The 25,534-nt window shown below is 64.8% G+C and carries 26 protein-coding genes and 1 pseudogene; 17 read left to right on the plus strand and 10 right to left on the minus strand.

The window, feature by feature from the left end; translation table 11 throughout:
- Positions 1 to 119 precede the first annotated feature (119 nt).
- The 3 genes from HAP54_RS24925 (at position 120) to HAP54_RS24935 (ending at position 2,753) form a co-directional block, all read left to right on the plus strand.
- Positions 120 to 1,175: a glycosyltransferase family 4 protein gene (locus tag HAP54_RS24925; RefSeq protein ID WP_166304519.1), complete on the plus strand. Its 1,056-nt coding sequence runs from the start codon at positions 120 to 122 to the stop codon at positions 1,173 to 1,175.
- A 33-nt stretch (positions 1,176 to 1,208) separates the two neighbouring features.
- On the plus strand, positions 1,209 to 1,898 hold the full coding sequence (locus HAP54_RS24930; RefSeq protein WP_106320433.1) for a class I SAM-dependent methyltransferase: 690 nt from the start codon (positions 1,209 to 1,211) through the stop codon (positions 1,896 to 1,898).
- Between the two features lie 237 nt (positions 1,899 to 2,135).
- Positions 2,136 to 2,753: a hypothetical protein gene (locus HAP54_RS24935; protein ID WP_029078954.1), complete on the plus strand. Its 618-nt coding sequence runs from the start codon at positions 2,136 to 2,138 to the stop codon at positions 2,751 to 2,753.
- 279 nt (positions 2,754 to 3,032) lie between these two features.
- On the opposite strand, the gene HAP54_RS24940 is transcribed toward HAP54_RS24935, so the two are convergent.
- A complete protein-coding gene (locus HAP54_RS24940) occupies positions 3,033 to 4,697 on the minus strand; it encodes an aminotransferase class III-fold pyridoxal phosphate-dependent enzyme (protein WP_166304522.1) in 1,665 nt (554 codons plus the stop codon).
- Positions 4,698 to 4,731: 34 nt separating this feature from the next.
- On the opposite strand from HAP54_RS24940, the gene asd reads away from it, so the two are divergent.
- Together asd and HAP54_RS24950 are read left to right on the plus strand one after the other, a co-directional pair.
- Positions 4,732 to 5,601: an archaetidylserine decarboxylase gene (gene asd, locus HAP54_RS24945; RefSeq protein WP_166308348.1), complete on the plus strand. Its 870-nt coding sequence runs from the start codon at positions 4,732 to 4,734 to the stop codon at positions 5,599 to 5,601.
- A 124-nt stretch (positions 5,602 to 5,725) separates the two neighbouring features.
- Positions 5,726 to 6,523, plus strand: coding sequence for an NUDIX hydrolase (locus tag HAP54_RS24950; RefSeq protein WP_166304525.1), 798 nt, complete (start codon positions 5,726 to 5,728; stop codon positions 6,521 to 6,523).
- Here HAP54_RS24950 and HAP54_RS24955 read toward each other — a convergent pair whose 3' ends face one another.
- Positions 6,524 to 8,350 (minus strand): winged helix-turn-helix domain-containing protein, encoded by a 1,827-nt coding sequence (locus HAP54_RS24955; RefSeq protein WP_166304528.1) that lies wholly within the window; start codon positions 8,348 to 8,350, stop codon positions 6,524 to 6,526. It abuts the gene before it with no gap.
- Positions 8,351 to 8,522: 172 nt separating this feature from the next.
- Between HAP54_RS24955 and HAP54_RS24960 the strand changes: the two genes are divergently transcribed.
- From HAP54_RS24960 to HAP54_RS24970, 3 genes are all read left to right on the plus strand, one after another.
- Positions 8,523 to 8,828 carry a nickel-binding protein gene (locus HAP54_RS24960; protein WP_166304531.1) on the plus strand — a complete coding sequence of 102 codons (306 nt, stop codon included), beginning with the start codon at positions 8,523 to 8,525 and terminating at the stop codon, positions 8,826 to 8,828.
- Between the two features lie 61 nt (positions 8,829 to 8,889).
- Complete coding sequence (locus HAP54_RS24965) at positions 8,890 to 9,321, plus strand: hypothetical protein (protein WP_166304534.1); 432 nt, start codon at positions 8,890 to 8,892, stop codon at positions 9,319 to 9,321.
- A 115-nt stretch (positions 9,322 to 9,436) separates the two neighbouring features.
- Positions 9,437 to 10,264, plus strand: a complete 828-nt coding sequence (locus tag HAP54_RS24970; RefSeq protein ID WP_029078948.1) for a class I SAM-dependent methyltransferase — start codon at positions 9,437 to 9,439, stop codon at positions 10,262 to 10,264.
- A 69-nt stretch (positions 10,265 to 10,333) separates the two neighbouring features.
- Here the strand turns inward: HAP54_RS24970 and HAP54_RS24975 are convergent, their stop codons facing one another.
- From HAP54_RS24975 to HAP54_RS24995, 5 genes are all read right to left on the minus strand, one after another.
- Positions 10,334 to 11,884 carry a FecR family protein gene (locus HAP54_RS24975; protein ID WP_166304537.1) on the minus strand — a complete coding sequence of 517 codons (1,551 nt, stop codon included), beginning with the start codon at positions 11,882 to 11,884 and terminating at the stop codon, positions 10,334 to 10,336.
- Positions 11,885 to 12,042: 158 nt separating this feature from the next.
- Positions 12,043 to 12,369, minus strand: coding sequence for a hypothetical protein (locus tag HAP54_RS24980; protein ID WP_224741797.1), 327 nt, complete (start codon positions 12,367 to 12,369; stop codon positions 12,043 to 12,045).
- Between the two features lie 155 nt (positions 12,370 to 12,524).
- On the minus strand, positions 12,525 to 13,139 hold the full coding sequence (locus HAP54_RS24985; protein WP_166304543.1) for an inner membrane-spanning protein YciB: 615 nt from the start codon (positions 13,137 to 13,139) through the stop codon (positions 12,525 to 12,527).
- 120 nt (positions 13,140 to 13,259) lie between these two features.
- Positions 13,260 to 14,360 (minus strand): helix-turn-helix domain-containing protein, encoded by a 1,101-nt coding sequence (locus HAP54_RS24990; protein ID WP_166304546.1) that lies wholly within the window; start codon positions 14,358 to 14,360, stop codon positions 13,260 to 13,262.
- A gap of 192 nt (positions 14,361 to 14,552) precedes the next feature.
- Positions 14,553 to 15,326 (minus strand): DUF2147 domain-containing protein, encoded by a 774-nt coding sequence (locus tag HAP54_RS24995; protein ID WP_166304549.1) that lies wholly within the window; start codon positions 15,324 to 15,326, stop codon positions 14,553 to 14,555.
- A 210-nt stretch (positions 15,327 to 15,536) separates the two neighbouring features.
- On the opposite strand from HAP54_RS24995, the gene HAP54_RS25000 reads away from it, so the two are divergent.
- The 6 genes from HAP54_RS25000 to HAP54_RS25025 all read left to right on the plus strand — a co-directional run bounded on the left by HAP54_RS25000 (position 15,537) and on the right by HAP54_RS25025 (position 20,254).
- A complete protein-coding gene (locus HAP54_RS25000) occupies positions 15,537 to 15,881 on the plus strand; it encodes a hypothetical protein (protein WP_166304552.1) in 345 nt (114 codons plus the stop codon).
- Between the two features lie 262 nt (positions 15,882 to 16,143).
- Positions 16,144 to 16,860 (plus strand): imm11 family protein, encoded by a 717-nt coding sequence (locus tag HAP54_RS25005; protein ID WP_224741796.1) that lies wholly within the window; start codon positions 16,144 to 16,146, stop codon positions 16,858 to 16,860.
- Positions 16,861 to 16,911: 51 nt separating this feature from the next.
- Positions 16,912 to 17,055, plus strand: coding sequence for a hypothetical protein (locus tag HAP54_RS25010; RefSeq protein WP_166304555.1), 144 nt, complete (start codon positions 16,912 to 16,914; stop codon positions 17,053 to 17,055).
- A gap of 772 nt (positions 17,056 to 17,827) precedes the next feature.
- Positions 17,828 to 19,039, plus strand: coding sequence for an extensin family protein (locus HAP54_RS25015; protein ID WP_166304558.1), 1,212 nt, complete (start codon positions 17,828 to 17,830; stop codon positions 19,037 to 19,039).
- A gap of 112 nt (positions 19,040 to 19,151) precedes the next feature.
- Entirely contained in the window at positions 19,152 to 19,535 is a 384-nt protein-coding gene (locus HAP54_RS25020) for a response regulator (RefSeq protein WP_029078940.1), read from the plus strand.
- A gap of 20 nt (positions 19,536 to 19,555) precedes the next feature.
- Positions 19,556 to 20,254 carry an ABC transporter permease gene (locus HAP54_RS25025; protein WP_166304561.1) on the plus strand — a complete coding sequence of 233 codons (699 nt, stop codon included), beginning with the start codon at positions 19,556 to 19,558 and terminating at the stop codon, positions 20,252 to 20,254.
- On the opposite strand, the gene HAP54_RS25030 is transcribed toward HAP54_RS25025, so the two are convergent.
- The gene (locus tag HAP54_RS25030) at positions 20,228 to 21,046 is read right to left on the minus strand and encodes a substrate-binding domain-containing protein (RefSeq protein WP_166304564.1); all 819 of its coding nucleotides are present in this window, start codon (positions 21,044 to 21,046) and stop codon (positions 20,228 to 20,230) included. The genes HAP54_RS25025 and HAP54_RS25030 overlap by 27 nt on opposite strands.
- A gap of 210 nt (positions 21,047 to 21,256) precedes the next feature.
- Here HAP54_RS25030 and HAP54_RS25035 point away from each other — a divergent pair, with 210 nt between their 5' ends.
- Positions 21,257 to 21,451 carry a hypothetical protein gene (locus tag HAP54_RS25035; protein ID WP_166304567.1) on the plus strand — a complete coding sequence of 65 codons (195 nt, stop codon included), beginning with the start codon at positions 21,257 to 21,259 and terminating at the stop codon, positions 21,449 to 21,451.
- A 90-nt stretch (positions 21,452 to 21,541) separates the two neighbouring features.
- Positions 21,542 to 22,238: pseudogene (locus HAP54_RS25040) on the plus strand (SDR family oxidoreductase).
- Positions 22,239 to 22,301: 63 nt separating this feature from the next.
- Here HAP54_RS25040 and HAP54_RS25045 read toward each other — a convergent pair.
- Both HAP54_RS25045 and HAP54_RS25050 read right to left on the minus strand, forming a co-directional pair.
- Positions 22,302 to 22,931, minus strand: a complete 630-nt coding sequence (locus HAP54_RS25045) for a ferric reductase-like transmembrane domain-containing protein (RefSeq protein ID WP_166304573.1) — start codon at positions 22,929 to 22,931, stop codon at positions 22,302 to 22,304.
- Between the two features lie 20 nt (positions 22,932 to 22,951).
- Positions 22,952 to 23,440 (minus strand): Twin-arginine translocation pathway signal, encoded by a 489-nt coding sequence (locus HAP54_RS25050; RefSeq protein WP_166304576.1) that lies wholly within the window; start codon positions 23,438 to 23,440, stop codon positions 22,952 to 22,954.
- Positions 23,441 to 23,837: 397 nt separating this feature from the next.
- On the opposite strand from HAP54_RS25050, the gene HAP54_RS25055 reads away from it, so the two are divergent.
- Positions 23,838 to 24,914, plus strand: a complete 1,077-nt coding sequence (locus tag HAP54_RS25055) for an NAD(P)/FAD-dependent oxidoreductase (protein ID WP_339156856.1) — start codon at positions 23,838 to 23,840, stop codon at positions 24,912 to 24,914.
- Positions 24,915 to 25,534 lie beyond the last annotated feature (620 nt).

The raw sequence follows: 25,534 nt of genomic DNA on the forward strand, positions 1-25,534 counted from the left end.
AAAAACCGGCGGTTTGCCGTGAAAAACAACCTAACATTTCGATGACGTCATACGTTTGAAACATCCATGTCAGAACGTCGTGCGAGCAGAATCAAGATTAACGATTTGGATCTCCCGCGATGCGCATTCTCGTTGCGACCGATGCCTGGCATCCACAAGTTAACGGCGTGGTCCGGACGCTGACGTCGCTTGCGCGCAGCGCAGCCGGGCTCGGCGCCGACATCGAATTCCTCACTCCCGACGGTTTCCGCTCGGTCGGCGTGCCGACCTATCCGGGCCTGCGGATGGCGCTGCCGAACCGCCGCGAGATCGCGCGCCGGATCGAGGAGGCGGCACCCGAGGCGATCCATATCGCGACCGAAGGGCCGATCGGCTGGGCGGTGCGTGGCTATTGCCAGCGCAACAAGCTCGCCTTCACCACGTCCTACACCACGCGCTTTCCGGAATATGTCTCGGTGCGCACCGGCATTCCGGACAGCGTCGGCTACGCGGTGCTGCGGCATTTCCATGCTGCCGGTTCGATGACGATGGTCGCGACCGACTCGCTGCGGTCAGAGCTTGCCGAGCGCGGCTTCCGCAGGCTCGGCTTCTGGACCCGCGGCGTCGACACAGGGATATTCAATCCGGACCAGCCGGCCATCCTCGATCTGCCGCGGCCGATCTTCATGACCATGGGTCGCGTCGCGGTGGAGAAGAATCTCGACGCCTTCCTGTCGCTCGACCTGCCGGGCTCCAAGGTCGTGGTCGGCGACGGCCCGCAACGCGCAGCATTGCAGCAGAAATATCCCGACGCGATTTTCCTCGGCGACAAGAAGGGCCAGGATCTGACCTCGCACCTGGCCGCCGCCGACGTCTTCGTGTTCCCGAGCCTGACCGACACCTTCGGCGTCGTGCAACTCGAGGCGCTGGCCTGCGGCACGCCGGTCGCGGCGTTCCCGGTGACCGGCCCGAAGGACGTGATCGCCGACCATCCGATCGGCGCGATCGACAACGACCTGCGCGCTGCCTGCCTGCGCGCGCTGACGATGTCGCGCGCCGACTGCCGCAATTTTGCGTTGGAGCGTTCCTGGGAAAACAGTGCGCGTCAGTTCATCGGCAATCTGGCCACGTTGCAGCCGAGCCGCGCGCCGCGGCCCGCCCGCCGCGTTGCCGGCCGCAGTGCGGTTCCGAATTAACAGTTCAATCGAACGAGAGACGAGAAACGATCTATGGCTGAAATCATCAAGCTGGGTGCCGACCGTTCCATGGACTTCGACCGCGAGACGGTCGAGCAGGCCTATGACCGCTGGGCACCGATCTACGACCTCGTGTTTGGCGGCGTGTTCAGCAAGGGCCGGCAGGCTGCGATCCAGGCCACCAACAAGATCGGTGGCCGCGTGCTCGAGGTCGGCGTCGGCACCGGCATCTCGCTGCCGCTCTATAGCCAGAACGTCCGCATCTTCGGCACCGACATCTCGGAAGCGATGCTGGAGAAGGCCAGGAAGCGGGTTGCCGAGCAGGGCCTGAAGAATGTCGAGGGCCTCGCGGTGATGGACGCCGAGAAGCTCGAATTCCCCGACAATTCGTTCGACGTGGTGATGGCGCAGTACGTGCTGTCGGCGGTGCCGAACCCGGAGGCCGCGCTCGACGAGTTCGCCCGCGTGGTGCGCCCGGGCGGCGAGCTGATCATCCTGACCCGGGTCAGCGCCGATGCCGGCGTCCGCCGCTTCATCGAGCAGAAGCTGCAGCCGGTGGTGCGTCCGCTCGGGTTCCGGACCGCCGAATTCGCCTGGTCGCGCTACACCAAGTGGCTCGCCGGCGCGCGCGGCATGGAGCTCGCGGAACGCCGCCTGATCCCGCCGCTCGGCCACTTCTCGCTGGTCCGCTTCCGCAAGGCGGATGTGGCCAAGGCGGCCTGAGGCAGCCCAGGCGGGCCAAGCCTCGATCCTGCCGGGTGAGGGAGCGCACCGCGCGGCCCGAACCGGGAGGCACCAATATCTTTCGCCTCATCCCTGTGAGCCTGTTCGGGATGAGGCGAGACCCTTCTCCGGTTGCGTCAAGGCGTCGCTCCGCATTGTCATATGTCATTATGATGATGTCACACGCGCTACATCGAATCCCTGTAAATCCAGTCCCGAAAGATGTTGGGGGAACCAATGATCAAGAACTTCCTGCAAGAGCTCCGTACCCAGCGCTGGGATGACCACCGCTTCTACCATCACAGCCGGATCAACCAGAGCCTGCACTTCGTCAGCGCGCTGAGCTTCCTGTTCGCCTATGTGATGCTGTTCTTCGATCCGGTGGTGTCGGCGCTGGTCGGCTGGCTGGTCTCGATGACCTCGCGCCAGGCCGGTCACTTCTTCTTCGAGCCGAAGGGCTATGACCACGTCAACCAGGCCACCCACGAGCACAAGGAAGACATCAAGGTCGGCTACAACCTGCAGCGCAAGGTCGTGCTGATGGCGATCTGGGCGCTGTCGCCGATGGTGCTGTACTTCGATCCGACCTTGTTCGGGCTGTTCAAGCCCTGGGTCACCATGGGCGACTTCACCCGTCAGGTGGCCAAGGTCTGGCTCTTCGTCGGCATCGGCGGCCTCCTGTTCCGCACTGTCCATCTGTTCTTCATCCGCGATATCGAGACCGGCCTCGTCTGGATGACCAAGATCGTCACCGACCCGTTCAACGACCTGAAGCTCTATCACAAGGCGCCGCTGTTCCTGATGAAGGGCGAGCTGATCGATCCGGGCCTCGAGAAGCACGTCAAGCACGCCTGATCGTTGATCCCTCATCTTTCCGAAATGCGTCATGCCCGGGCTTGTCCCGGGCATCTACGTCTTGGGACACCTGTGAAGAGACCAGGCCGAACTGCTCGTCGCGACGGCGCTGCGCTCCCTCTCCCTCTCCCGCTTGCGGGGGAGGGTTGGGGTGGGGGTGTCACCGCTTGCGATAATCTTTGTGGGGAGAGAGCCCCCACCCGTAGCGCATCTCGCGATGCGCTACGACCTCCCCCGCAAGCGGGAGAGGTGAGGGGAGCCCGTAGGGCCGATAAGGCCTCAGCGCCCGAACTTCACGGCGACCATCTCTTTCAGGATCTGCCGCTTGATGTTCTTGTTGGTGAGGCCTTCCTTGTGCCACCACCAGCTGTCGCGCTTCATCTTCTCGGCGGCCGCGACGAAGCGGTCGGCAACCTCGCCGAAGTCGGCGTCGGTGTAGTTCAGGCTGAAGATCAGGCGGCCGGTGCCGACCCAGCTCAGTGCCAGCCCCTCGGCCCGCAGATAGTATTGCAGCATCCAGTTGTAGCGGGACGGCTCGGTGTAATAGACGGTCCAGATCGACGAGATGTTGCCGACGCGAACCGGCAGGCCCTGGGCTGTGAGGCGGTCGTTGAGCGCCGTCGCGCGGCCGTTCCAGGTCTCGTCCAGGCCGTTGTAGATCGAGCGGAAGTTCGGGCTGGCGAGCCGGCTCAAGAACTCGTCCATCGCCGTCATCACATAGGGATGCGAGTTGAAGGTGCCGCGGGCAAAGCAGATGTCGGCCGGCCGGTCGTCGCGGAAGCGCCGCATCAGATCCTTGCGGCCGCACACCACGCCGACGGGGAGGCCGCCGGCGAGGCTCTTGCCGTAGGTCGCCATGTCGGCCTTGACGCCGAAATATTCCTGGGCGCCGCCGGCGGCGAGCCGGAAGCCGACGAACACCTCGTCGAAGATCAGCACGATGCCGCGTTCGGTGCAGACCTCGCGCAGCTGTTTCAGCCATTCGGTATAGGCGGCGCGGTCGTATCGGGAGGAGCGCGAACTGTCGACCAGCGCGGAATCGCCGGGCGCGTTGGCATTCGGATGCAGCGCCTGGAGCGGATTGACCAGCACGCAGGCAATGTCCTTGCGCGTGCGCAGCACGTGCAGCGTCTTCTCCGACGTGTCGGCGAGCGTGAAGGTCTCGTGCGGCGACACCGGATTGCCGACGCCGGGCTGCACCTCGCCCCACCAGCCGTGATAGGCGCCGGCGAAACGGACCAGATGCGTCCGCTTGGTGTGGTAGCGCGCGAGCCGCACCGCCTGCATCACGGCCTCGGTGCCGGACATGTGAAACGAGACCTCGTCGAGGCCGGAGATCTCGCAGAGCCGCTTGACGTTGTCGGCAATGACAGGGTGGTAGGGGCCGAGCACGGGACCGAGCGCATGCGCGCGCTTCTCACCCTCGGTGATGCACTCCTTGTAGAAGTCGTTGCCGAAGATGTTGACGCCATAGGAGCCGGTCAGGTCGTAGAACTGATTGCCGTCGACGTCGGTCACGGTGACGCCGCTGGAGGCCTGCACGAAGGCCGAGGTGCCGAGATGCTCGCGCACCAGGCGGCTGTACTGGAACGGCACGCGGTAGGTTTCGGTGAACTGCAGATCGGAGATGCGCTCCGTCACCTCGGCGGTGAGCGCGCGGCCCTTGGGGTAGCGGTCCTGGTACACTCCGGCGAGCCGGAAGAAGCCGTCCTGGCGCTGCATCGCGACCTCGGCGGGCGCGCCGTCGGAGCGGAAGAACTCGTCGATGTCGAATTCGTAGTGCGGCACCAGTCGCGCCACCATCTTGGACATCTTGGAATGCCCAGTCAGCGAGCGGTGCTTGGCGCGCGACAGGGCAAGCCGGGCTTTGACTTTGGGGAACGCTGCGGCGGCGCCGGCAAGCGCGGCGGCGGACAGCGAGAGAATCGGAAGAAATGTTTCCATGACAGAAGCGCTAGCCTCGGCACCTAACAAATTCATGACAGTCAAGGGCCTGATCTCGGCATTCACCCAGCAGGAGGACCTCAATTTCCTGCTCACCAACCGGATTCCGCGGGCGGCGCTGACCCGCTTCATGGGCCGGTTCTCGAAGGTCGAGAACCCCTTGGTGCGCGACGCCTCGATCGCCTGCTGGAAGCTGTTTTCCGACCTCGATCTGTCGGAGGCGAAGAAGACCGAGTTCACCAGCCTGCACGACTGCTTCACCCGCGAGCTGAAGCCCGGCCTGCGACCGGCAGTGGCCGATCCTGCGATCATCGCGAGCCCGTCGGATGCGATCATCGGGGCGCATGGGCGGATCGAGGACACGCAATTGTTCCAGGTCAAGGGCGCGCCCTATTCGCTGCTCGATCTCCTCGGCGATCCAGCGCTGGTCGAGCAGCACAAGAACGGCCGCTTCGTCACGCTGCGGCTGACCTCGAGCATGTATCACCGCTTCCACGCGCCCTATGATCTTGCGATCGACAAGGTCACGTTCATTCATGGCGACGTCTGGAACGTCAATCCGATCGCGCTGAAGCGGATCGAGCGTCTGTTCTGCAAGAACGAGCGCGCGGTGCTGCGCGGGAAACTCGCGACCGGCGAGGCGCTGACGCTGGTTCCGGTCGCCGCGATCCTTGTCGCCAGCCTCCGCCTGCATTTCCTCGACGTTACGCTGAACGCGCAGTCGCGGGGTCCGGTCGATTTCCCCTGCGACGCACATGTCAAGAAGGGCGATGAGCTCGGCTGGTTCGAGCACGGCTCGACCATCATCGTGCTCGCGCCCGGCAATTTCGAATTCTGCGACAATGTCGCGGAGGGAGCGCGGATCAAATGCGGCGAGCCGCTGCTGCGGAAGCCTGCGATGTGATCGCTTTTTTGCCCGACGCGTCATTTTTTGAGCATGAAAACCGGTTTCCACTTTTCCGGATCATGCTTTAGAATAGCCGGGATCGTCGTGCGACGATCTCAAATCGCAAACTTTGGGACACGAGATGGCGCGGACGCCGGTGCTGGCGGCGGGAGGCATTGTGCTGCGGCGGGAGACCCCGCCGCGCTTCGCCGTCGTGCGCCTGCGCAAGCGCAATGAGTGGGTGCTGCCGAAGGGCAAGCTCGACGACGGCGAGACACCGCGCGATGCCGCCGAACGCGAGGTGCTGGAGGAAACCGGCCACGACGTCGACGTGCACGAATTCCTCGGCACGCTGGTCTATGATTCCGGCGGCCGTTCCAAGGTGGTGCATTACTGGCGCATGGAAGCCGGCGGCAAGCCGGTGCGCGCGCTGATGAGCGACATCAGGGAGGTCGACTGGCTGCCGCTCGATGCGGCGCTCGAGCGTCTGTCGCGCGGCTATGAGCGTGCGTTCCTGGAAAATGTCGGACCGATCGCGCTGCAAGCCGCAGCGGACGCCGAGCGTGAGCGGCGGGCGCTGGCACGCGCTGCGGCCGCGGAGCGGCGGCGGAGCCGCGCGGCGATGGGGGCGCCGGTCATCGAGGAGCAGGACGCCGTCAACCCGCCTGACGTCGCTGATGCCCCCGTGCTGGCGGAGACGCCGGCCATCGAACCGACGGCGTTGGCGCAGAGCGAAGGCGATACGCCGGCCATGGCGCCGGACCGCAGCGCTACGGAGGCTGGCGACGTGGTCGAGGCGGAGCATGTCGCGGAGGCGGCCGTATCCGAAGCGCCGTCGTCATCCCTGCGCGACATCGCGCCGGGTGCGACGATCGTTCAGCCCAGGCCGCGCAAAAACCTGATCGAGCGCGTGCGCGACTGGTTGCGCCGCGCGGCCTGATCAGCGGCCGATGCCCTGACGTCGTACAGCCGGAGCCGTGGCTGGCTGCCAGCCGTCAATCTCACGCTGCAAGGCCATGCAGTCGCCTCTGAGCTTGGGCGAACCCAATTCACGTGCCACGAGCTGAGCGGCATGAACCTCGGCCATGGTGCCGCGAATGTCGCCGTGCTCCAGCTGGAGCCTGCAGATCTGCAGCCTCAACCGCACGATCTGGACCCGCCCGTCGATGCTCGACCAGAGCTGGCGGGCGAGATGGAGATGCCGCATGGCTTTTTCGTGATCCTGCCGCGACAGCGCGAGGATCGCCTGCGCTTCGTTGGTGAGCGCGCGGATCGAGGGCATCGGCCAGCGATCCGGACTTCCCGAAAGTTCGCAGATCAATGCCTTGGCCTGACCGGCCCGATTCGTGTGTGCCGCAACCAGCGCCAGATGCGCGAGCAGGATTCCCCGCCGCTGCAGGGTCCACCAGGCCTTGCCGATCAGGCTCCGTTCCAGGCTCGCATGGGCGGCTTCCGCTTCGCCTCTCGCGAGCAGCAACATCGCGCGGCCCGGCTCCGGGCACCAGCCCAGCGTGTAGGCCCTGTCATAGGCCTCAAGCGCTGCGTCCTCATTGCCGATCGCAGACAGAATATCGCCCAGCACCCGGTTGGCATCGCCCATCGACCATGGCGCATCGCTGGTCAGGCGCGCGAGCGCGTCCTGAATCCGAGCCAGCGCCTCGTCGAGCGAGCCCCTGACGCCGAGCACCTCGGAACGATGCAGCTGGCATGAACCCGTCAGTTCCATGCCGCTGCTCGAACAGAAATTCTGGTAGCTCCGTGTCCACTGGTCGGCCCGTGCCCAATCTCCGAACATCCGGGCCGCCCAGAGAATGTTGCAGTAGAGGTTGCCGCCCATGATCGGGTCCAGATTGTTGCTGGACAGTGCGACCGCGGCGGCATGGTCCTGATCGGCCAGTCCGCCATGGGTGTCGCCGAGGCATAGCCGATAGAAGCCGCGATAGGCCAGGCTCAGAGCTTCGATGTTGAGTGCATCCTTGTATCTGACGGCAGTGTAGGCGGCGTCGGCCAACGCGAGTGCCTGTTCCGGCTCGCCATCGAAGGCGGCAAGTTTCGACTTCATCCATAACAGCAGGGCCGTCGTCGGAGGATCGTCGAGCGTTGCGGTCCAGTCTTCCGCGCGCGCGAGCCAGCCTTTTCCGATCGCGGCCTGACCGCTCTCGAAATGCAAACCCGAGAGCGCGATCGCGTCGACCGCTGCCCCGGCAGCGTCGCCTGCCTTGCTCTTTGCGCCGACCGCGCGGATCAGAATCGGAATGGCTGCCGCGGCTCTGCCGAGGCATTGCAGGGCGAGCGCCCAATCGTGCAGATCTTCGGCGCTGAGCTGGCCTTCTTCATCCGCGCTCTCAAACAGGGTTGCCGCCTGCAGCCATAATTGTCCGGCCGCTGCGCGTCGGGCGAGACCGATTGCTCCGATTGCACCGATTGTGTCGTTTGGATTGTGCGCAGCAGGTTCCGGCTGCTTGATCTCGGAATCGTGAAAGAACCGATATCCCTTGCCTGGGAGATTTCGGATCGCTCCGTCCATGCCACCCTTGCGAAGCGCGGCGCGCAACGAACTCACCGCGCGCTGCAGCGAGTTGTCCGTGACCGTCACATCCGGCCAGATGGCTTCAAGCAGTTCTTCCTTGGAGATGACCCGGTCGCGGTGCCGAACAAGGTAGACCAGCAAATCGAACACGCGCGGCTGCAATGGGACCTCTTGCCGCGCGCACAGCAGGACGCGGCCAGCTTCATCAAGCTCGAACAGTCCAAATCCGAAGGCCATGTCTATGTGTGCGGGCTCGGCGGAAAAGGTTCAGGCAAAGATCAGGCAATGATCAGACAATGATCAGGCCGCGGTAAGGACAGTCAGCGTCGACGGCGCCTATACATCCCTCACGGCTCGCGATCATCGGAGCCAGGCCTGCTGTTCAACACTCGCAACTGAGGAGATTTCGATGGAACTCTATGTCATTCGCCGTCCGAGCGCCTGGGCAAACATGAGCGAGCTGGAGCTTGCCGGCGCAACCTCCGCCAGGATCGGCGATCAGCAGATGCCGGACCGCGTTTGTTGGATCCGTAGCTACGTGGTGCATGAGGCAGATGGTCGCATTGGCACATTCTGCATCTACGAGGCGCGCGACGGCGACTCGATCCGGGAGCATGCGCGCTGCGTCGGCATGCCGGGCGAAGAATTCTACAAGGTCGCGACAACCGTGGTGGTGCGTGGTGATCCGGTCCAACCGCCCATTGCAGCCGAGTGACGCCTGGGGGGCGTCGCATGGCGTATCCCGGCCAATCGATTATCCGGGACGCCATCACTATTTGATCAAGGAAACGATTATGTCGATTTCATTCATGGAGTCCGTGTCAAGTCCGGTACGTAGGCATTTTTCCATCCTGCTTTTGCGCATCCGCCGGATCGTCAATCAATTGGTCGCAGGCATGCTTGCAAACCGCGAGCGGCAAGTCAGCGGCCTGATGCCGCGCGAGCCCGGCAGCCGGCGGTCGAAGGGCGCCGGCGGCCGCTGCTCTCGGCCGATCATTCGAAGCGGGCTTCTCGGGCTGGTGATCGCGGGTTTGTCTTCACCCGTGTTCACCAGAGCGGAGGAGCCTGTCGTTCTGGAGCATCGTGCAGCTCCAGTGCAGCAGGCCGTCGTCTGGCCTCAGCGTAGCAAGCACGGCTGCAGCCATCGCTCTGATTGGAGCATTGTTGCCGCATCGACCATCACGGTCTTTCTCGACCGTCGCACGTAGTCCGGCGCACCGCAGGGCCAATTGCACTGCACGACGCATTTCAACGCCACTTACGGACTTCCGGCGAGGCTGCGGTCTCGCCGGAAGCCGCACCTCATACTCAAAGGAGATTCACATGAACGTTCAGACCGAAATGCCCGCTGTCGATCTCGCCGCCGTCAAGGCACGCCAGCAAGCCACCTGGAGCTCGGGGGACTACGCCATCGTCGGCACCACGCTTCAGATCGTCGGTGAAACGCTCTGCGAGGCAGTCGACCTGCGCAGCAATCAAATGGTGCTCGACGTCGCCGCCGGCAACGGCAATGCGACGCTGGCGGCCGCGCGGCGCTTTGCCGACGTGGTCTCGACCGATTACGTCGGAGCGTTGCTCGAGCGCGGCCGCGAGCGCGCGGCCGCAGAACGGCTGCCTGTCACGTTCCAGGAAGCGGACGCGGAGAAGCTGCCGTTCGCCGATGCGAGCTTCGACGTCGTGCTGTCGACATTCGGCGTCATGTTCACCGCCGACCAGCAGCAGGCCGCGAATGAGCTGCGCCGTGTCTGCCGCATCGGCGGCAAGATCGGCCTTGCGAGCTGGACGCCGGAAGGTTTCATCGGCCAGGTGTTCAAGACCATCGGCAAATATGTGCCGCCGGCCCCGGGCGTGAAATCTCCCGCGCTATGGGGCACCGAAGCCCATCTCGTCGCCTTGTTCGGTCCCCAGGCGACGGTTGAGGCCACGCGCAGGCACTTCAATTTCCGTTACAGGTCGCGCGAGCATTTCCTCGAGATCTTCCGCACCTATTACGGTCCGGTACTGAAAGCATTCGGAGCGATCGATGCCGTCAAGCAGCAATTGCTCGCCGCCGACATGTTCCGCCTGATGGACCAGTTCAATGTCGCGAAGGACGGGACGCTGGTCATCCCCAGTGAATATCTGGAGGCCGTGATCACCAGGCGGGGCTGATCTGCTGCTTGCTGCTTTTTCGATCGGAGCGTGGCGCCGGCGTTTTTCGCCGGCGCCACATTCGTTCAGCTACTGGCGCTTGTCCTTGGGCGGCGGCTTTGCCGCGCGCGGCGGCGGTGCGCGCCGTTGCACGAAGCCGGGGCGTGGCTGCAGTGCGGGCCGTTGCATGCCGGGGCGGATGCCCGGTGCGGCCTGCTGGATTCCGGGTCGGATCTGGCCGGGTGCCTGCGGCACCGGCTGCGCCGTGCCTTGTCGCGGCATGCCTGGCTGACCCGGCTGAGCCGCCGGTTGTCCGGGCTGGCGCACGCCGCCCGGCGCCGCTGTGCGGCCGGGCTGCAGGCCGCCCTGACGTGCAGGCGACTGTTGTCCGCCGGGCTGCGTCGCGCCGCCTTGGCGTGCAGGTTCTTGGCGCGCAGGCTGTTGACCCGCAGGCTGTTGTCCGGCCGGCGTCTGGACACCGGGCGCGCGCGGCAGCGTCGCGCCGCCGGGTTGGCCGGGCAGCGCGTGCTGCGCGCCGCCTTGCTGCTGCGTGCCCGGCTGTTGCTGCGAGCCCTGCCGGCCGGGCGTGCCCGGTGGCTGCGGCTGGCCGGGACGGTTCGGCTGACCGGGCTGCTGCGGCTGGCCTGGGCGATTCTGCTGACCCGGTTGTTGCGGAGCATTGCGGTTCTGGCCCGGCAGGCCGTTCTGGCGCTGCGGGTTCGGCTGCACCGGCTGGCCGCGGTTCGGATAGGGCGCGGCCGGATTGGCTCTGCGGAAGTCGGGATTGGCGCGGCGGAAGTCGCGCTGCTCGGACACCACCTGGCGGCCCAGCGTCTGCGCGCTGTGGACCTGGCGCACAAAACCCTGGTCGCGCGTCATCTGCTGCGGCGAGATCGTCAGCGGCACCGCGGCGAAGCGGGCGCCGCCGCTGCCTGGACGAATCGCAAAGCCGCTCGCGCCGCGCGTCAGCACGCCGAGCGAGGCGCCGCTGTGGTCGTTGACCTCGATGCGGCCGACATGCCCGTCGGCGTCGGGATAGAGCTTGATGCCGACATTGTTGCTGGTCGCGGTCGCGCCTTCGGGCACCTCGACAAGGCCGGTGGTGCCGCGGATGCCGAGCGTCGCGGTCGGCGTCGAGATCTTCATGTCGCCGGTCCTGGCGACCGCGGCGGCGACGAAGGCCGCCGTTCCCTTGCCGACGTTGAACAGCGCGCTGTTCTGCTGGCCGCCGTCCTCATAGACGTAATTGTCGATCGTGATCCTGGCGTTGGCGCGCAGGTTGAACGTGGTGCCGTCGTTGAAGGTGATGCCGAGCGAGGAGGTCGCTGATGTCGCGACCTCGTCATTGGCAAAGATGTCGTCGCGGATCTGCAGCGGCGTCGTGGCGTTGTTGCGGATGACCGTGGCGTTGCCGGTCAGCGTCGCGACGTTGCCGATCGGCTCGGGCGCTGTGGCCTGCGGCGTCGCGGCCGGAGCAGGTGTTGCAGGTGCGGCCGGTGTCGCGCTCGGCGCCGGGGCAGGCGAAGGCGCCGGCTGCGCTTGCGCAAGCTGCATCAGGTCGGGCGCGGCATCGGCTGTTGTATGCCAACCGATCGTGACGCCGACGCCAAGCAGAAGCGCAAAGAGGAAGGTGCGGCGCATCACCAACGATTCCCGGGAGGCACTTGGGGCTCGCAATTGAGCCGCGTCCGGCTGAATGCCGAATGAACGGTCCCGCCTTGTTGTCATGGCAGGCTGCAACGATCAAGCACCGCGCTCCCTCGCGGGAAGCACGGTGCTTGGTCGCAGTCGGGGTTTGGTTAGCCGCGCTTGTGAGGGGTGATGTTGAGTGGTTTTGTCGGCTTGGCCGCGGGCGTGAAGCTCGCGGGCTGCGGGCCCGCTGCCGGCGGCACGTAGTGGAAAACCGCCTTGCAGCCGTCGCTGAGCAGCGCACGCTGGCGGACCATGCAGGCGGTGACGCGATCGACGTCGGGGATCTCGGAGCTGCACAGCCGCATCGCGTCGCCGGTGCACATCTGCTGCTGCTCGTCGGTGTAGGCATAGGACGCCGAGGTCAACAGACCGAGCGTGAACGCGGTTGCCGCCAGCAATTTGCCGTGACGGCGCGCGGAAGCGGTGAAAGCCATGATGTCCCCCTTGTGGTGATCGCGCCGAAGCAGCGCGTTGCCGGGGGCATGACTACGGAGGCCCGGTTTCAGCAATTCTTCGTCCGCACCGCAAAATGGTTTCGTCGCATCCCCATTTGTTTCGTCCACCACGCCCCGGGCGGGTACGTCAGCGGCTACGGCGTCGCCGTCGCCGGAGCTCCCTCGAGCGCGAGCACGGCCTCGCGCTGGGCCTCCGGCATGGCGCGGATGCGGCGCCTGGCGGTGAAGCGCATCACGGCAAAGCCGCCGAGGAACACCACGATCTTGCTCACGATGCCATAGATCGGCATCACGATCGCCCATGTCGTGATCTCGCAGGTCAGCGCGACGAAGGCGTTCACCGCGGCGGAGACGAACATCAGACCCGCCCAGGCGTAGCCGACGATGACGGCGACATCGGGCACGACGGTCTGCGCGATCTCGGGCAGATAGCGGTTGAGCCAGCCCGGCTTCAGCATCACGACGCCGACGATGGCGTAGATGATGCTCGGCTTGAACAGCACGAAGCGCGGGTCATGGGTGATCAGGGTCGCGGAGCCGGCCGCGACGACCAGGAACAGGCTCAGCCACTCCATGGCGTCGATCCGCTTCCCGCGCATGAGCTGGATGCCGATCTGTGCAACGCCGAACGCGATGCCGAGGCCGACCGCGAGCGCGGTGTTGTGGGTCAGCAGGAACAGAACAAGAAAGACCAGGGTCGACGCGAGGTCGAGGGCCAATAGCCTGGCCGCGTTGAGGAAGTGCTTCATCGGGCGTTGAAACTCCGCTTGCCGTGTCGCGCCGCCGCACGATCCGTGCATGCGTCGACAACAGTGAGGCAGATTGTGGTGCTGCAGGCCTATCGATTTCTGAAATCGAGGAGAGAATTCTCACTCCGAGCGGGCAATTTCCGCCGTATCAGCGGTTGGCGCGGCAGCCGCCTGCCGGCGAAACTCTGATGGCGTCAGCCCGGTGTCCGCCTTGAAGGCGCGGTTGAACGGCGCCAGCGACTGGAACCCGGCATCGAGCGCAATCGTCAGCACCGGCACCTCGGCCTGGTTGGTATCGGCGAGCGCCGCCTTGGCCTCGTCGAGCCGATAGCGGTTGAGGAAGGCGTTGAAGTTGCGGTGGCCGAGCCCGTCATTGATCAGTGTGCGCAGCCGGTATTCCGGCATCCCGAGCCGCGCCGCCAACAGGCCGATGGTCAGTCCCTCCTGCCGGTAGGCGCGCTCGGTGGTCATCAAATGGTTGAGGCGATTGAGCGACGCGCGGTCCTGGGGTGACGGGCCATTAGGCTCGAACGATCCGGACGCCCGGCCAGCCTGGCCGCCGGTGCCGGCCGCGGCCGGCTGGCCGACGGGCGGATCGAACAGCATCATCCAGATCGACATCAGCGCGAATGTAGCCAGGCCGAGCGCGGCGTTCAGGCTGATCGACCGCGTCGGAATTGCCGCCAGCCCTGCCGCGGCCGCGAGTACCATCTGCAGGCCGACGCCGATCACCAGCGCGATCAACAGCCGGCCGCGCGCCGTCGTCACGGCGGTGCGCCAGCCCTTCGGAATTTGCGTGACCCCGAGCACGGCGAAGGCGATCGTCGCCAGCGCGAGCATGCGGCCGCACGTCCTGGCGACATCGGGCCAGATCGTCAAGCAATTGTGGCTGACAACGCCTAGGCCGGCGAGGAGCGTCCATACGGCAGCGTGCCAGGGCCGCAAGACGAACTGCTCGTCGAACATCGCGCGCGCCCACAGCCAGAAAATCACGGGAGAGCCCATGGCGAAGGCGACGAACGGTGAGCTCCAGCCGAATGATGTGGCGGGAAAGAACGGCGCCGTCGTGATCGCATAGGCCGCGCCGGCCGCGCCCATCGCAGCACCCAGGCTCGCGGCGCGGTGCACCGCCGCATAGCGCAGCAGCAGCACCGCGCAAACCACCAGGAACAGTGCGACCACCGCTCCCCGGAGACCGAGCTCAAGAGCCGTCAACGCCATCGCGAGCCGCCCGCAGGTTCAATTCAATCTCGACAATGCTGGTCTTATAGCGCTTCCGACGATCCACATGAAGCGACCATCGGCAGTTATGAGCCATCGTCGGCTGTCGGCTTGTGGCAGTGGCGTTCAAGGGCAGATGTCCGCTCACCGTTCGCAGGTGGCGGACATCAGGCCGGATCTCGAAGTAGCGGCCTAGCTGACCCGCTTCCAGGTCTGGCCGCCGCAGAACATGCCGCCGAAGGCACAGCCCTGCACGCGCATCGCATTCGAGCCCTTCATCGCGATCGTCGAGTCGTAGTCGCGGCCGGAGTCGGGATCGTGGATGCGGCCGCTCCATTTGCTGCCGTCGGGCTTCATGTTGATCAGGATGCGTTCGCTGGTCTTCACCGAATAGCCGCACAGATTGGCGCCGCAGGCTTCGACGCGGACGTTGCCCTTGTTCTCTTCGGTGACCCAGACGCCGACCGGTCCGGTCGGTGCCGGGGCGGCGGCAATGGGAGCGGGTTGTGGTGCCGGCTGTGCCGCGACCGGGGCGGGGGCAGGCGCTGCGGGAGCGGCTTCGACCGGCGCAGGGGCTGCCGTCGCAACCGCCGTTGACGGGGGCGGAGGAGGCGCTGAAGGCGCGACCACCGTCGCAACCGGCGCGGCCGGCACCGGCTGCGGCGCGGCGGCCTGCACCGGCGCAGGCGCGGGAGCGGGCGCAGGTGGTGGCGCTGCAGGCGGGGCGTCCGACGACGACACATCGTCATCATCGTTGGACTTCGAGCCGAGACCCTTGAGGTTGATGTTGCCGATCGTGCCGTTATAGCCCGGCGCCGAGATGCGGATGCAGGATAGCGCGCTACAATTGCGCGGCGCCTCGACATGGATGCGCTGGCCGTCGATCTGGAAGGTGATGCCGGAGCCGCCGGCACGGGCTGACGTGGTGGCCATCAGCAGCGCGGCGATCGCAACGAATGTCTTCATGACAGTCTCCGTGGGCGTTGGGCGGCCGGGTTCGATTGATCCGGACGCTACGCGCTGTCGGTGCCGGCTTCCGTGATCGATGTCACGTAGGGCGAGCCGCGCTCCTGACTACGCGGCTGTCCAATTTGTAACCGAATGCCTTCGAACCTGAGGCTTTGTCGCGCGCGACCGACGGAGGTCAACGCTCTTCCGCAAGCGATGGAGGCAAACATGAAACGCTTGAGCCTGGTCGCGCTACTGCTTGTCGCCGGCAGCGCCGTCGCCGCCCATGCCGACAACGACATCTACACCAACATGCTGAAGCAGCGGCGCGGCGACGACGCGCTGCATGTCGACACCGCATTCTGCGATGCGCAGTTCGGCGCGCCGCAGAACGGCACGCCGACGTCGCGGCAATACAAGAGCTGCATGCGCGCCCGCGGCTGGCGCTTCAGCCGAACCATCCGCGAGCCGCGCCGTCGCGACGACTTCTATCCCGATCCCGACAATCCTGGCCTCGTCTGCCACGATTTCACGATCGGCGGCATCACCGGATCGAGCTGCTCGAATTTTTGATTCACCGTTATCGAAGCGTTGGCGCAATCGGGAGCGCATGTGCAAGATCATCGCCGCGCGTGTAACAATTTGTTTCTTGGATAACGAAAATTACAAACGGTCAATCTGTTCTGGTTGCAAAATCGGGTGATCGTTGATGGTCTGCCTATGGGCCAATGCGACATCAGGCGATGAGCGAAGACAGGGTCTGAAAGGCATCACATTCAGAGATGCAGCCAATTATCGCGGGTATTGATTTTGCTTGTTGTAGCACCGGGCGACTGTGCGCGAAGCAGCAAGAACCGCAGGCACGGGCGCTGCCCTTCGCATTCTCGCAGTGGAGGTTCTCGTGCAGCGCGCGGCATTGTCGCAGGAGATGTTCTTGACCGATCAGGGCAAGCGCGCGGCTCAGGAAGCGCAGAGTTATTACTCGCTTGAGGTCGATTTCAAGGTCGCCAGTAAGTCGAAGTATCCTAAATGGGTGAACAAGAAGGAGCAGATGAAGGGCTTCTTCCCGCGGCCGGAACAGGCCTTTCGCGGGTTGCATTTCTCCGAGCCGCCGCAGTTCAGATTCGAGCGTAAGAGCGCCAGTTCCGCATTCCTGGATGCGGAACCAGTCACGCTTGGCATTTGGCTGATTTCGGATCGCCTGAAGGTCTTGTTCGAAAAGCTCGATCTGGACGCTTTCGTATTCCAGAAGGTCGAGGTCGACTACGGCGATGCGCCGAATCCTGGTCCCGATTTCTGGTTTGTCTACATCATGCGGACGCTCGACTGCATCGATGAGGAACACTCAGTCATCAACTATTTTGACAACATCCCGGGCATCAAGAACTATCGGGCTCTGATCGATGTCAGGATGCGGCCGGAGGCCGTCGGCGCAGCGCACGCGTTCCGCCTGACCTACGCCAAGAGCACGTTGATCGTGGACGACATCATTGTGACGGCCTTGAAGGCCGATAAAATCCGTGGCTTCGAATTCGCGCCGATCCAAAAATAATTCGACACACATCGAAGCTGCTGGCGTCGCGGCAATAGGAGCGCTGCATGCGTGCGCGGGGCTGGCGCTTCAGCCACACCATCCGCGAGCCGCGCCATCGCGACGACGGCTTATCCCGATCCCGACAATCCCGGCCTGGTCTGCCACGATTTCACGATCGGCGGCATCACCGGATCGAGCTGCTCGAATTTTTGAGATGATGGCGCGACGTGGCTCTTTGACCTGTCATCCTGATCCGTCGTCCCGTCATCCTGAGGAGGCCGCGCAGCGGCCGTCTCGAAGGATCGACGGCCCGACTGTGGCCGTGCATCCTTCGAGGCTCGCAAGAGCTCGCACCTCAGGATGACGGGGTGGGTGTGTGTCGCCAAAAACGCAAAGCGCCCGGCGGGGGGACCGCCGGGCGCTGAACTCAATGCCAAGTCGAATGTCCTAGGAGCCGAATGTCCTAGAACACGCCGAGAATGATGGCGCCGACGAAGGCGAACGCGATGTACGCGGCCACAATGCTCAGCTTGCTCAGCAGAGGACTCGCGAAATCCATTGGGGGGGCTCCCTTGGTTCACAACGCTGCCCGCATTAACGCTGAAGCTAGCAATCGGTTCCTGGTCGAAAAAGTCAGCGTTGCTGTCCGGCCCGCTGTTCCCTGGCAATGCCGCATTGCGGCGCCCGGATCAAAACAGCGTCGAATCAAGGCCTTGAAGCGTCCCCAAATATATTCCGGGGACCTGTGAACCTGACAGTGCTTGTGGGTCCTTCCGGGCGGTTGCTGACCTTCGAAGGCGAGTTCTCCGACGTCACGTCGTCCTATGGCGGCAAGGGCGTCGTTCGTTACACCCAGTGATGGAGATAGATCCCGGCAGCGCGCGACTTGCTCGGCCGGGTTCCAGCGCATGGTTAAGGGGCGTTGAAATCAACGCGTCGAATTGCGTTGAAGAGTCTTTAATCAAATTCGCAGAACCTCCGCGCCATGACGCGTGGAGTTCGTTTGTATCTCGTCGGCTCCCTTGTCCTTGTGTCGCTTGCTGGTTGCGGGCGCGGTCTGTTTCAGACCGCCGAGCGCGAGCCGTGGCGGGCCGAGGCTGAGGCCGCTTGCCTGAAATCCGGCGCCGTCAAGGAAAGCGCCGACCTCGTCCGAATCGATCCGATCTCCGGGCCCGGTGTCTGCGGCGCCGAGTTCCCGCTCAAGGTCGCCGCTCTCGGCGAAGCCAGTCCGGCCTACGGATTTGCCGACGACAGCCTGCGTCCGCCAGCCGCGGTCGGCAACCAGCCGCGTTGGCCGATCAACCGGCAACCCCCGCCGCCCGCGCAGGCGCCATACTCCGATCAGGCGGTCGGCCAGCCGAACTATGGCAGCCAGCCGAACGGGCCGGTCTCGCTGTCGGCGCCTGGCGTTCCACCGCAACAGGACGAGATCGAACTGCCGCCTGACGGCTCGCCCGACTCAAGCGGTGAGCGACCTTATTATCCGGGCCTGCCGTCCAATCAACGGCGCGACAGTGGGGCCGCGCCTTACTCGCCGGCGCCTTATTCCCAGCAGCCATCAGGCGCGCCGCCGCCACGGCTCGGTCCGTCAGGCGGCAACCCGGTGATGACGGTCGGCCCGGTCGCAGTGAAGCCGGCGGCGACGCTGGCGTGCCCGATCGTCTCGGTGCTCGAGCGCTGGCTCGCCGATTCCGTGCAGCCGGCGGCGCAGCGCTGGTTCGGCGCGCGGGTCGTCGAGATCAAGCAGATCTCGGCCTATTCCTGCCGCGGCATGAACGGCAATTCGCACGCGCATATTTCCGAGCACGCGTTCGGCAATGCGCTCGATATCGCAGCCTTCACGCTCGCCGACGGCCGCCGCATCTCGGTCAAGGATGGCTGGAAGGGCTTGCCGGAAGAGCAGGGCTTCCTGCGCGACATCCAGGCCGCCGCGTGCCAGCAATTCACCACCGTGCTGGCGCCAGGCTCCAACGTCTATCACTACGACCACATCCATGTGGATCTGATGCGCCGGGCGAGCCGGCGCCTGATCTGCCAGCCGGCCGCCGTCTCCGGCGAGGAGGTCGCGGCACGCGCCGGCGGACGTAACCCCTATGCAACGCGCGAACCTTATGTCACAGGATCGCTCGGCGGCAGAAAGCCGGCCCCGCGGGGTAAAGCGGGGGTCAACGAAGAAGACGAATTCGCCGACGAATAGGGACGCGTCTGATACCCGTATTTTTACTGGGGATGCCGTGCAAACGGTAGCCACTATTTTCTGCGTATGCTCGCGAGCCGGGCGCACCCGGCTGGTTACTGGGGGATAGGTTTTGCAAGACGTGCCGATCATTCTCGTCATCGAAGACGATCGTGATCTTCAGATGATGGTAGAGGACGCCCTGAGGGACGGCGGCTATGAGCCGGCGATCGCAGGCTCGGGCGAGGAAGCTCTGACGCTGCTGAAGGCGTTCCGAACCAAATACAGTGCCCTGGTCACGGACATCCGCCTGCTTGGCCGGCTCGACGGCTGGCGCGTGGCGCGCGGCGCCCGCGAGATCGATCCGTCATTCCCGGTGCTCTACATCACCGGCGGTGGCGGCGACGAGTGGCCGACCCGGGGCGTGGCGGACAGCGTGCTGCTGAACAAGCCGTTCTCGCCCGACGAACTGGTCGCGGCCGTGACGAAGCTGCTCAAGAACGGCGCACCGGCCTGAGCGATTGATCGCTCCGCAACATGAATGACTTCGCACAGTCCATCACGGCGGCAGCGTCACTGATCGCCAGTCGCGATCCGGTGCTGCTCGGGATCGTCGCATTGTCGTTGCGCGTCAGCCTGCTGGCGAGCCTGCTCGCGCTTCTGATCGGCGCGCCGATCGGCGGCTGGCTTGCGATAACCAGATTTCGCGGACGGCAGGTGGTGATCGTGCTCGCCAATGCCTGTCTCGGCCTGCCGCCGGTGGTGGTCGGGCTCGGGCTATATCTCCTGCTGTCGCGTTCGGGACCGCTGGGCTTCGCCGGTCTGTTGTTCACGCCGACGGCGATGGTGGTGGCGCAGGTCATCCTGGCCACGCCGATCGTGGTCGCGCTGGTGCATCGTCCGGTCGCGCTGCTGTGGGCGGAATACGCCGACCTGATACGCACCGACGGCCTGTCCCGCCTGCGCAGCCTTGTGCTGCTGTTCTCGCTCGGCAGCGCCTCGCTTCTCACCGCATTCCTCGCCGCCTTCGGCCGCGCCATCGCGGAGGTCGGCGCCATCATCATCGTGGGCGGCAATATCAGCGGCTATACGCGAACGATGACGACCGCGATCGCGCTGGAAACCAGCAAGGGCGAACTGGCGCTCGGTCTCGGCCTCGGTGTGATCCTGCTTGCGCTGAGCGTCAGCGTCAGCACGATCGCGTTTCTGCTAGTGCGCGGCGTTGGGGAAAAATAGCTGCTCGCCGCCGACCTTGTAGCCGGCGATGGCCGACTGCCCGGCCTGCGAGACCAGCCAGTCGATGAAGGCCTGTCCGTCGGCGGCCTTCACCGTCGGATGCTTTGCCGGATTGACCAGCATCACGCCGTACTGATTGAACAGTCGCTTATCGCCTTCGGTCAGCACGGCGAGCTCGCCGCGATTCTTGAATGACAGCCACGTGCCGCGGTCTGATAGCACATAGGCATTCGACGCCGACGCCATGTTGAGCGCCGGACCCATGCCCTGGCCGATCTCGCGATACCACTGGCCCTTCGCGGAACCGAGATCGACACCGGCATCCTTCCAGAGCCGCAACTCGGCCTCATGCGTCCCGGAGTGGTCGCCGCGCGAGATGAAGGCGGATTTCGTCGCGGCGATCTTGCGCAAGGCGTCCGCGACGTCCTTGTCGCCGGCAATGTGCGCCGGATCGGCCTTCGGACCGACGATGACGAAATCGTTGTACATCACGTCATACCGTTTGGTCGCAAAGCCCTCGGCCAGGAATTTGTCCTCGGCCACGCGATCGTGCACGAACACGACATCGGCATCGCCGCGCCGTCCGATGTCGAGCGCCTGACCGGTGCCGACAGCGACCACCTTCACGGCAATGCCCGACGCCTGCGTGAAGCGCGGCAAGAGATAGCCGAACAGGCCGGACTGCTCGGTCGATGTCGTAGAGGCAACGACGATGGAGGGCGTCTGCGCCAGCGTGGGACCGGCGACCAGCAGCACGGCAGCGATGACTAGGTATCGGAGGAGGGATGTCATGCGGTCAGGATAGGATGGAGGGCCGACGGTCACCATGCGTCAATTGATCCGGTGACGCAACGCGGGCCGGAGACGCCGCGTGATCCCCTGTGATTTGGCGGCGCTTATTCCGTCTTTACACCATAGCGGGGTATCCCACCTCGAATTCATACGTCCTCCTGTCCACATTCGGGCGAGCTCACTAGCAGAGCGCAGTCCCTGGAGGCAAAGATGACGACCTATCGCGCCTATATCGTCGGACCGCACAGCCGATCCATCGGCGTGGTCAACATGGATTGCAGCGACGACGACCAGGCCATCACATCGGCCAGCCGTCTTGTCGATCACCATGATGTCGAGCTGTGGCAGATGGACCGGCCCGTCGCCCGGTTCGAAGCCTGCTCAAAGCAGGTATTCCGCAAGTAGTGCGACACTGCGCGGCAGACCGGGTGTCGCGTCCCGCGATCCCTGATGATAGACCTTGCGCCAGGTTCGTCATCACAGGGATATCAGGTCATGGCTTTGGAGAAGGTCGCACTCGTTACCGCAGGTGGCAGCGGCATGGGCGCTGCGGCGGCTTGCCGCCGATGGCTTTCGCGTCGCGATCCTGTCGTCATCGGGCAAGGGCGAGGCGCTGGCCGGCGAACTCGGCGGCATCGGCTTCACCGGCTCCAACCGTTCGAACGAGGATCTGAAGCGCGCCGTCGACGGCGTGATGGCGCGCTGGGGCCGCATCGATGCCCTGGTCAACAGTGCCGGCCACGGCCCGCGCGCGGGTGTGCTGGAACTGACTGATGAGCAGTGGCACACCGGCCTCGACGTCTATCTGATGAACGTGATCCGCCCGACGCGTCTCGTCGCACCGGTCATGCAGGCGCAAAAATCCGGCACAATCGTCAACATCTCCACCGCCTGGGCATTCGAGCCGAGCGCGATGTTTCCGACCTCGGCGGTGTTCCGCGCCGGGCTCGCCGCGTTCACAAAATTGTTCACCGACAGCTACGCAGCCGACAATGTCCGCATGAACAATGTGTTGCCGGGCTGGATCGACAGCTTGCCGGCAACCGACGAGCGCCGCGACAGCGTGCCGATGAAGCGCTACGGCAAGGCGGAGGAAATTGCCGCAACCATCGCGTTCCTCGTCTCCGACGGCGCGGCCTACATCACCGGCCAGAACATCCGCGTCGATGGCGGCCTGATGCGGTCGATTTGAGGCTCAAGTGACCCAACTCGGAATACGTTCCGATGATCCGTATCGCTATCAATTCCGCCTGGTTTACTGTCGCGCAATGCTCTCTGCGCGCGACGTCGCTCGCTTTCGCCACACCCGCAAGTCAGCCATGACTTTGATGGTCGCGCCGAGGACCAGTGCGCAAAGGGCCGCCTTCGACACCATCTCCATCGTCCCCTCGACCAGCATGCCATGGACCACACTCCCCGCGACGATAACCACCGCAAGGGACATGTGAGCAATGCGCCACGTTCGCGGTCGGAGTCCCAATCGCCGACGCAGTGCCGCCAAAAGCGCAACGGCGAAGATTGCCCACATGGCGATCACACCCCACGGCGAAAACGGCGTCGGCGATGAGAAGAGAAGGGCGTCAATCATGTCCGGCGGACTGGTGATCCAAAGGCCCCCGACGTGGACCAGCACCGCCACGACCAGCGTGCCTCCGATCCAGTGATGTGCGCGCCGTCCGCGATAGGCCGCCAGTCCCGGCAAGTAGCCGCCAATCAGTAAAGGCTGAACGAGCACAAGACCCAGTGCGATAATTCCTGCGAATCCGGCCAGGATGTAGACCGGACCGCGCCATGCGAGCAGCGGGCTCGCCGCTGCAGCGGCGATCGGCACGCAAACGGCGGCTACAAGAGCGGCCCAGATCAGGGTTACCCGGGCCAATCTCATCCTTTTTGATCCCAACCCGGTCAGGCCGGCTGAAGCACGAAGTGCGCCTCCAGGCTGGTATCTTTTGCGCTTCGCATGATGGGACGCAGGAAGACGGTTTTGAATTCACCGCTGTCATAGGCGAGGTGACCATGCGGTTGGCCAAAGACGGGAATGATCTGCGGCATCTCGAGACGGAACGCCCCGTTCTTGTCGGTGAGCGTGGCTCCATGACTCTGCGGCTCGTGCTCCTGCCCCTCGGTCGTGTGCGCCCATATCTGGATGCGCTGCCCGGCAAGTGGAGCCCCGTCGCCTGCGCGGCGTACGGTGCCGCTCATCCAGAAGCCGCCCTTGCCGATCCGGTCCACGATCGGCGCACCCTTGCGGTAATTGTTCGACCCGCCCAACATCGAATCGGTCGGTGCGAGGCCTTCCGCGCGGGCGGGCAACATGAGCCCGGCAACTCCGGTTACCAGGACGGAGCCGCCAGCGGCGAGGAGGTTGCGACGGTTGAACACGGCGGTGGTCATGTAAATTCCTCCTGGCGATCGTGCAGTTGCTCCGCCCAAGGTACAACAACAGGCGCGAGGTGCCCAGTTGAGGAAGGTGAAGAGCGCGATAGGTCGCAATAACAGAGTTGTGAACGGGTGTGCCGGCCGCTCAACCCGCGTCGTTGACGAGGCAATCCATGCGTCCGCATATGCGGTGCGGTGGATTGCTTCGGTTCGCTCGCAATGATGGGATGCGGCTCGACCTTCCTCATGTGCTCTTGCCCCGCAACAACACCACTTGCGTCTACGCGCTGCGCATTTCGTTCCAATCCGCGCGCGCCACAATTGCGGCGACCTCTGATTGCGTTTGTCGTGATGACAAACTGAAAGCGCAGGGCTAGCCTTCCGTCAAATCAAAACATACGGGAGGAATGGCATGCCAGACGCAGCAGTTGCAGCACGCGCTTCGGACTCCACGCACAGCGGAACCACGCAGCAAGTCGACGTCGCGGTCGTCGGCGCCGGTTTCGCCGGTCTTTATCTGCTGCATCGGCTGCGCAAGGCGGGCCTCTCCGCGGTCGCGCTCGAAGAGGGCGCCGACGTCGGCGGCACCTGGTACTGGAACCGGTATCCCGGCGCGCGCTGCGACATCCAGACCATCGATTACAGCTACACCTTCGATCCCGAGCTCGATCAGGCCTGGACCTGGTCGGAGAAATACGCGACCCAGCCGGAAATCCTGCGCTATCTCGGCTTCGTCGCCGACCGCTACGATCTGCGCCGCGATATCCGCTTCGGCACCAAGGTGACGCAGGCGACCTGGAATGATGCGACCGCGCGCTGGCAGATCTCGACCAACAACGGCGCCAATGTCTCGTGCCGCTACTACATCATGGCGACCGGCTGCCTGTCGGCGCCGAAGCCGCCGGAGATCGACGGCGCCAAGGATTTCAAGGGCCAGATCTATTTCACCGGCCGCTGGCCGCATCAGGGCGTCGATCTCAAGGGCAAGCGGGTCGCCGTGATCGGCACCGGATCGTCGGGCATTCAGTCTATACCGTTGATCGCCGAACAAGCCGCGCAACTCACCGTGTTCCAGCGCACGCCGAACTTCGCCTTGCCCGCCGGCAACGGCCCGGCGCCTGAGGATCGCAAGACCTATTTCGAGACCGACCGCGCGGCCTATCGCGAGCAGGCGCGCTGGTCGATGGCCGGCGTGCCGTATCCGCAGCAGACCGTGGTGAGCTGGCAGTTGAGCGACGCCGAACGCCGCGAGCGCTTCGAGAAGGCGTGGGCGGCGGGCGACCTCGTTCATATCCTGACCCAGCTGTGGGCCGACCAGGCGGTCGATGTCGACGGCAACCGGCTGGTCGCCGATCTGATCCGCGAGAAGATCGGCGCCGTGGTCAAGGATCCCGAGATCGCCGCGGCGCTCGCTCCGCACGATCATCCGTTCGGCGCCAAGCGTCCCTGCCTCGATACCAACTACTACGCGACCTACAACCGAACGTGACGCTGGTCAATCTGCGGCAGGAGCCGATCAAGGCGATCACGGCGAACGGCATCGCGACCGACAGGCGCAGCTTCGATGTCGACGTCATCGTGTTCGCCACCGGCTTCGACGCGATGACCGGCGCGATCATGGCGGTGCATCCGATCTCCGGCCGCGGCGGCAAGTCGCTGTCGGATGTCTGGGCGCACGGACCACAGACCTATCTCGGCGTCACCGTCGCGGGCTTCCCCAATCTGTTCATGATCACCGGTCCCGGCAGCCCGTCGGTGCTGTCGAACATGGCGGTGTCGATCGAGCAGCATGTCGACTGGGTGGTGGAGCGGATCGCCGCGCTGCGCGACGCCGGCTTGACCACGATGGAGGCGACCGAGAACGCGCAGGCCGGCTGGGAGCGGCACATGGCCGACTGCGCGACCCTGACGCTGCACCGGCTCGCCAACACCTGGTACACGGGCGCCAACGTGCCCGGCAAGCCGCAGGGCGTGATGCCCTATACCGGCGGCGTCGGCCCGTATCGCAGTATCTGCAATGAGGTGGTCGGCCGCGGCATGCTCGGCTTCAAGCTGTCGGGTCCCGGCGTCGCCGAACAGTGCAATGACGGCGAGGTCGTGCGGCTGCAG

Source organism: Bradyrhizobium sp. 2S1 (assembly GCF_011516625.5).
In the GTDB taxonomy this organism is placed as follows: Bacteria; Pseudomonadota; Alphaproteobacteria; order Rhizobiales; family Xanthobacteraceae; genus Bradyrhizobium; species Bradyrhizobium septentrionale.

Coding starts and splice junctions, on each gene's coding strand:
- HAP54_RS24925 (WP_166304519.1), top strand. CDS start 120: ATGCGCATTCTCGTTGCGACCGATGCCTGGCATCCACAAGTTAACGGC.
- HAP54_RS24930 (WP_106320433.1), top strand. CDS start 1,209: ATGGCTGAAATCATCAAGCTGGGTGCCGACCGTTCCATGGACTTCGAC.
- HAP54_RS24935 (WP_029078954.1), top strand. CDS start 2,136: ATGATCAAGAACTTCCTGCAAGAGCTCCGTACCCAGCGCTGGGATGAC.
- HAP54_RS24940 (WP_166304522.1), bottom strand. CDS start 4,697: ATGGAAACATTTCTTCCGATTCTCTCGCTGTCCGCCGCCGCGCTTGCC.
- asd (WP_166308348.1), top strand. CDS start 4,732: ATGACAGTCAAGGGCCTGATCTCGGCATTCACCCAGCAGGAGGACCTC.
- HAP54_RS24950 (WP_166304525.1), top strand. CDS start 5,726: ATGGCGCGGACGCCGGTGCTGGCGGCGGGAGGCATTGTGCTGCGGCGG.
- HAP54_RS24955 (WP_166304528.1), bottom strand. CDS start 8,350: ATGGCCTTCGGATTTGGACTGTTCGAGCTTGATGAAGCTGGCCGCGTC.
- HAP54_RS24960 (WP_166304531.1), top strand. CDS start 8,523: ATGGAACTCTATGTCATTCGCCGTCCGAGCGCCTGGGCAAACATGAGC.
- HAP54_RS24970 (WP_029078948.1), top strand. CDS start 9,437: ATGAACGTTCAGACCGAAATGCCCGCTGTCGATCTCGCCGCCGTCAAG.
- HAP54_RS24975 (WP_166304537.1), bottom strand. CDS start 11,884: ATGCGCCGCACCTTCCTCTTTGCGCTTCTGCTTGGCGTCGGCGTCACG.
- HAP54_RS24980 (WP_224741797.1), bottom strand. CDS start 12,369: ATGGCTTTCACCGCTTCCGCGCGCCGTCACGGCAAATTGCTGGCGGCA.
- HAP54_RS24985 (WP_166304543.1), bottom strand. CDS start 13,139: ATGAAGCACTTCCTCAACGCGGCCAGGCTATTGGCCCTCGACCTCGCG.
- HAP54_RS24990 (WP_166304546.1), bottom strand. CDS start 14,360: ATGGCGTTGACGGCTCTTGAGCTCGGTCTCCGGGGAGCGGTGGTCGCA.
- HAP54_RS24995 (WP_166304549.1), bottom strand. CDS start 15,326: ATGAAGACATTCGTTGCGATCGCCGCGCTGCTGATGGCCACCACGTCA.
- HAP54_RS25000 (WP_166304552.1), top strand. CDS start 15,537: ATGAAACGCTTGAGCCTGGTCGCGCTACTGCTTGTCGCCGGCAGCGCC.
- HAP54_RS25015 (WP_166304558.1), top strand. CDS start 17,828: ATGACGCGTGGAGTTCGTTTGTATCTCGTCGGCTCCCTTGTCCTTGTG.
- HAP54_RS25025 (WP_166304561.1), top strand. CDS start 19,556: ATGAATGACTTCGCACAGTCCATCACGGCGGCAGCGTCACTGATCGCC.
- HAP54_RS25030 (WP_166304564.1), bottom strand. CDS start 21,046: ATGACATCCCTCCTCCGATACCTAGTCATCGCTGCCGTGCTGCTGGTC.
- HAP54_RS25035 (WP_166304567.1), top strand. CDS start 21,257: ATGACGACCTATCGCGCCTATATCGTCGGACCGCACAGCCGATCCATC.
- HAP54_RS25045 (WP_166304573.1), bottom strand. CDS start 22,931: ATGAGATTGGCCCGGGTAACCCTGATCTGGGCCGCTCTTGTAGCCGCC.
- HAP54_RS25050 (WP_166304576.1), bottom strand. CDS start 23,440: ATGACCACCGCCGTGTTCAACCGTCGCAACCTCCTCGCCGCTGGCGGC.
- HAP54_RS25055 (WP_339156856.1), top strand. CDS start 23,838: ATGCCAGACGCAGCAGTTGCAGCACGCGCTTCGGACTCCACGCACAGC.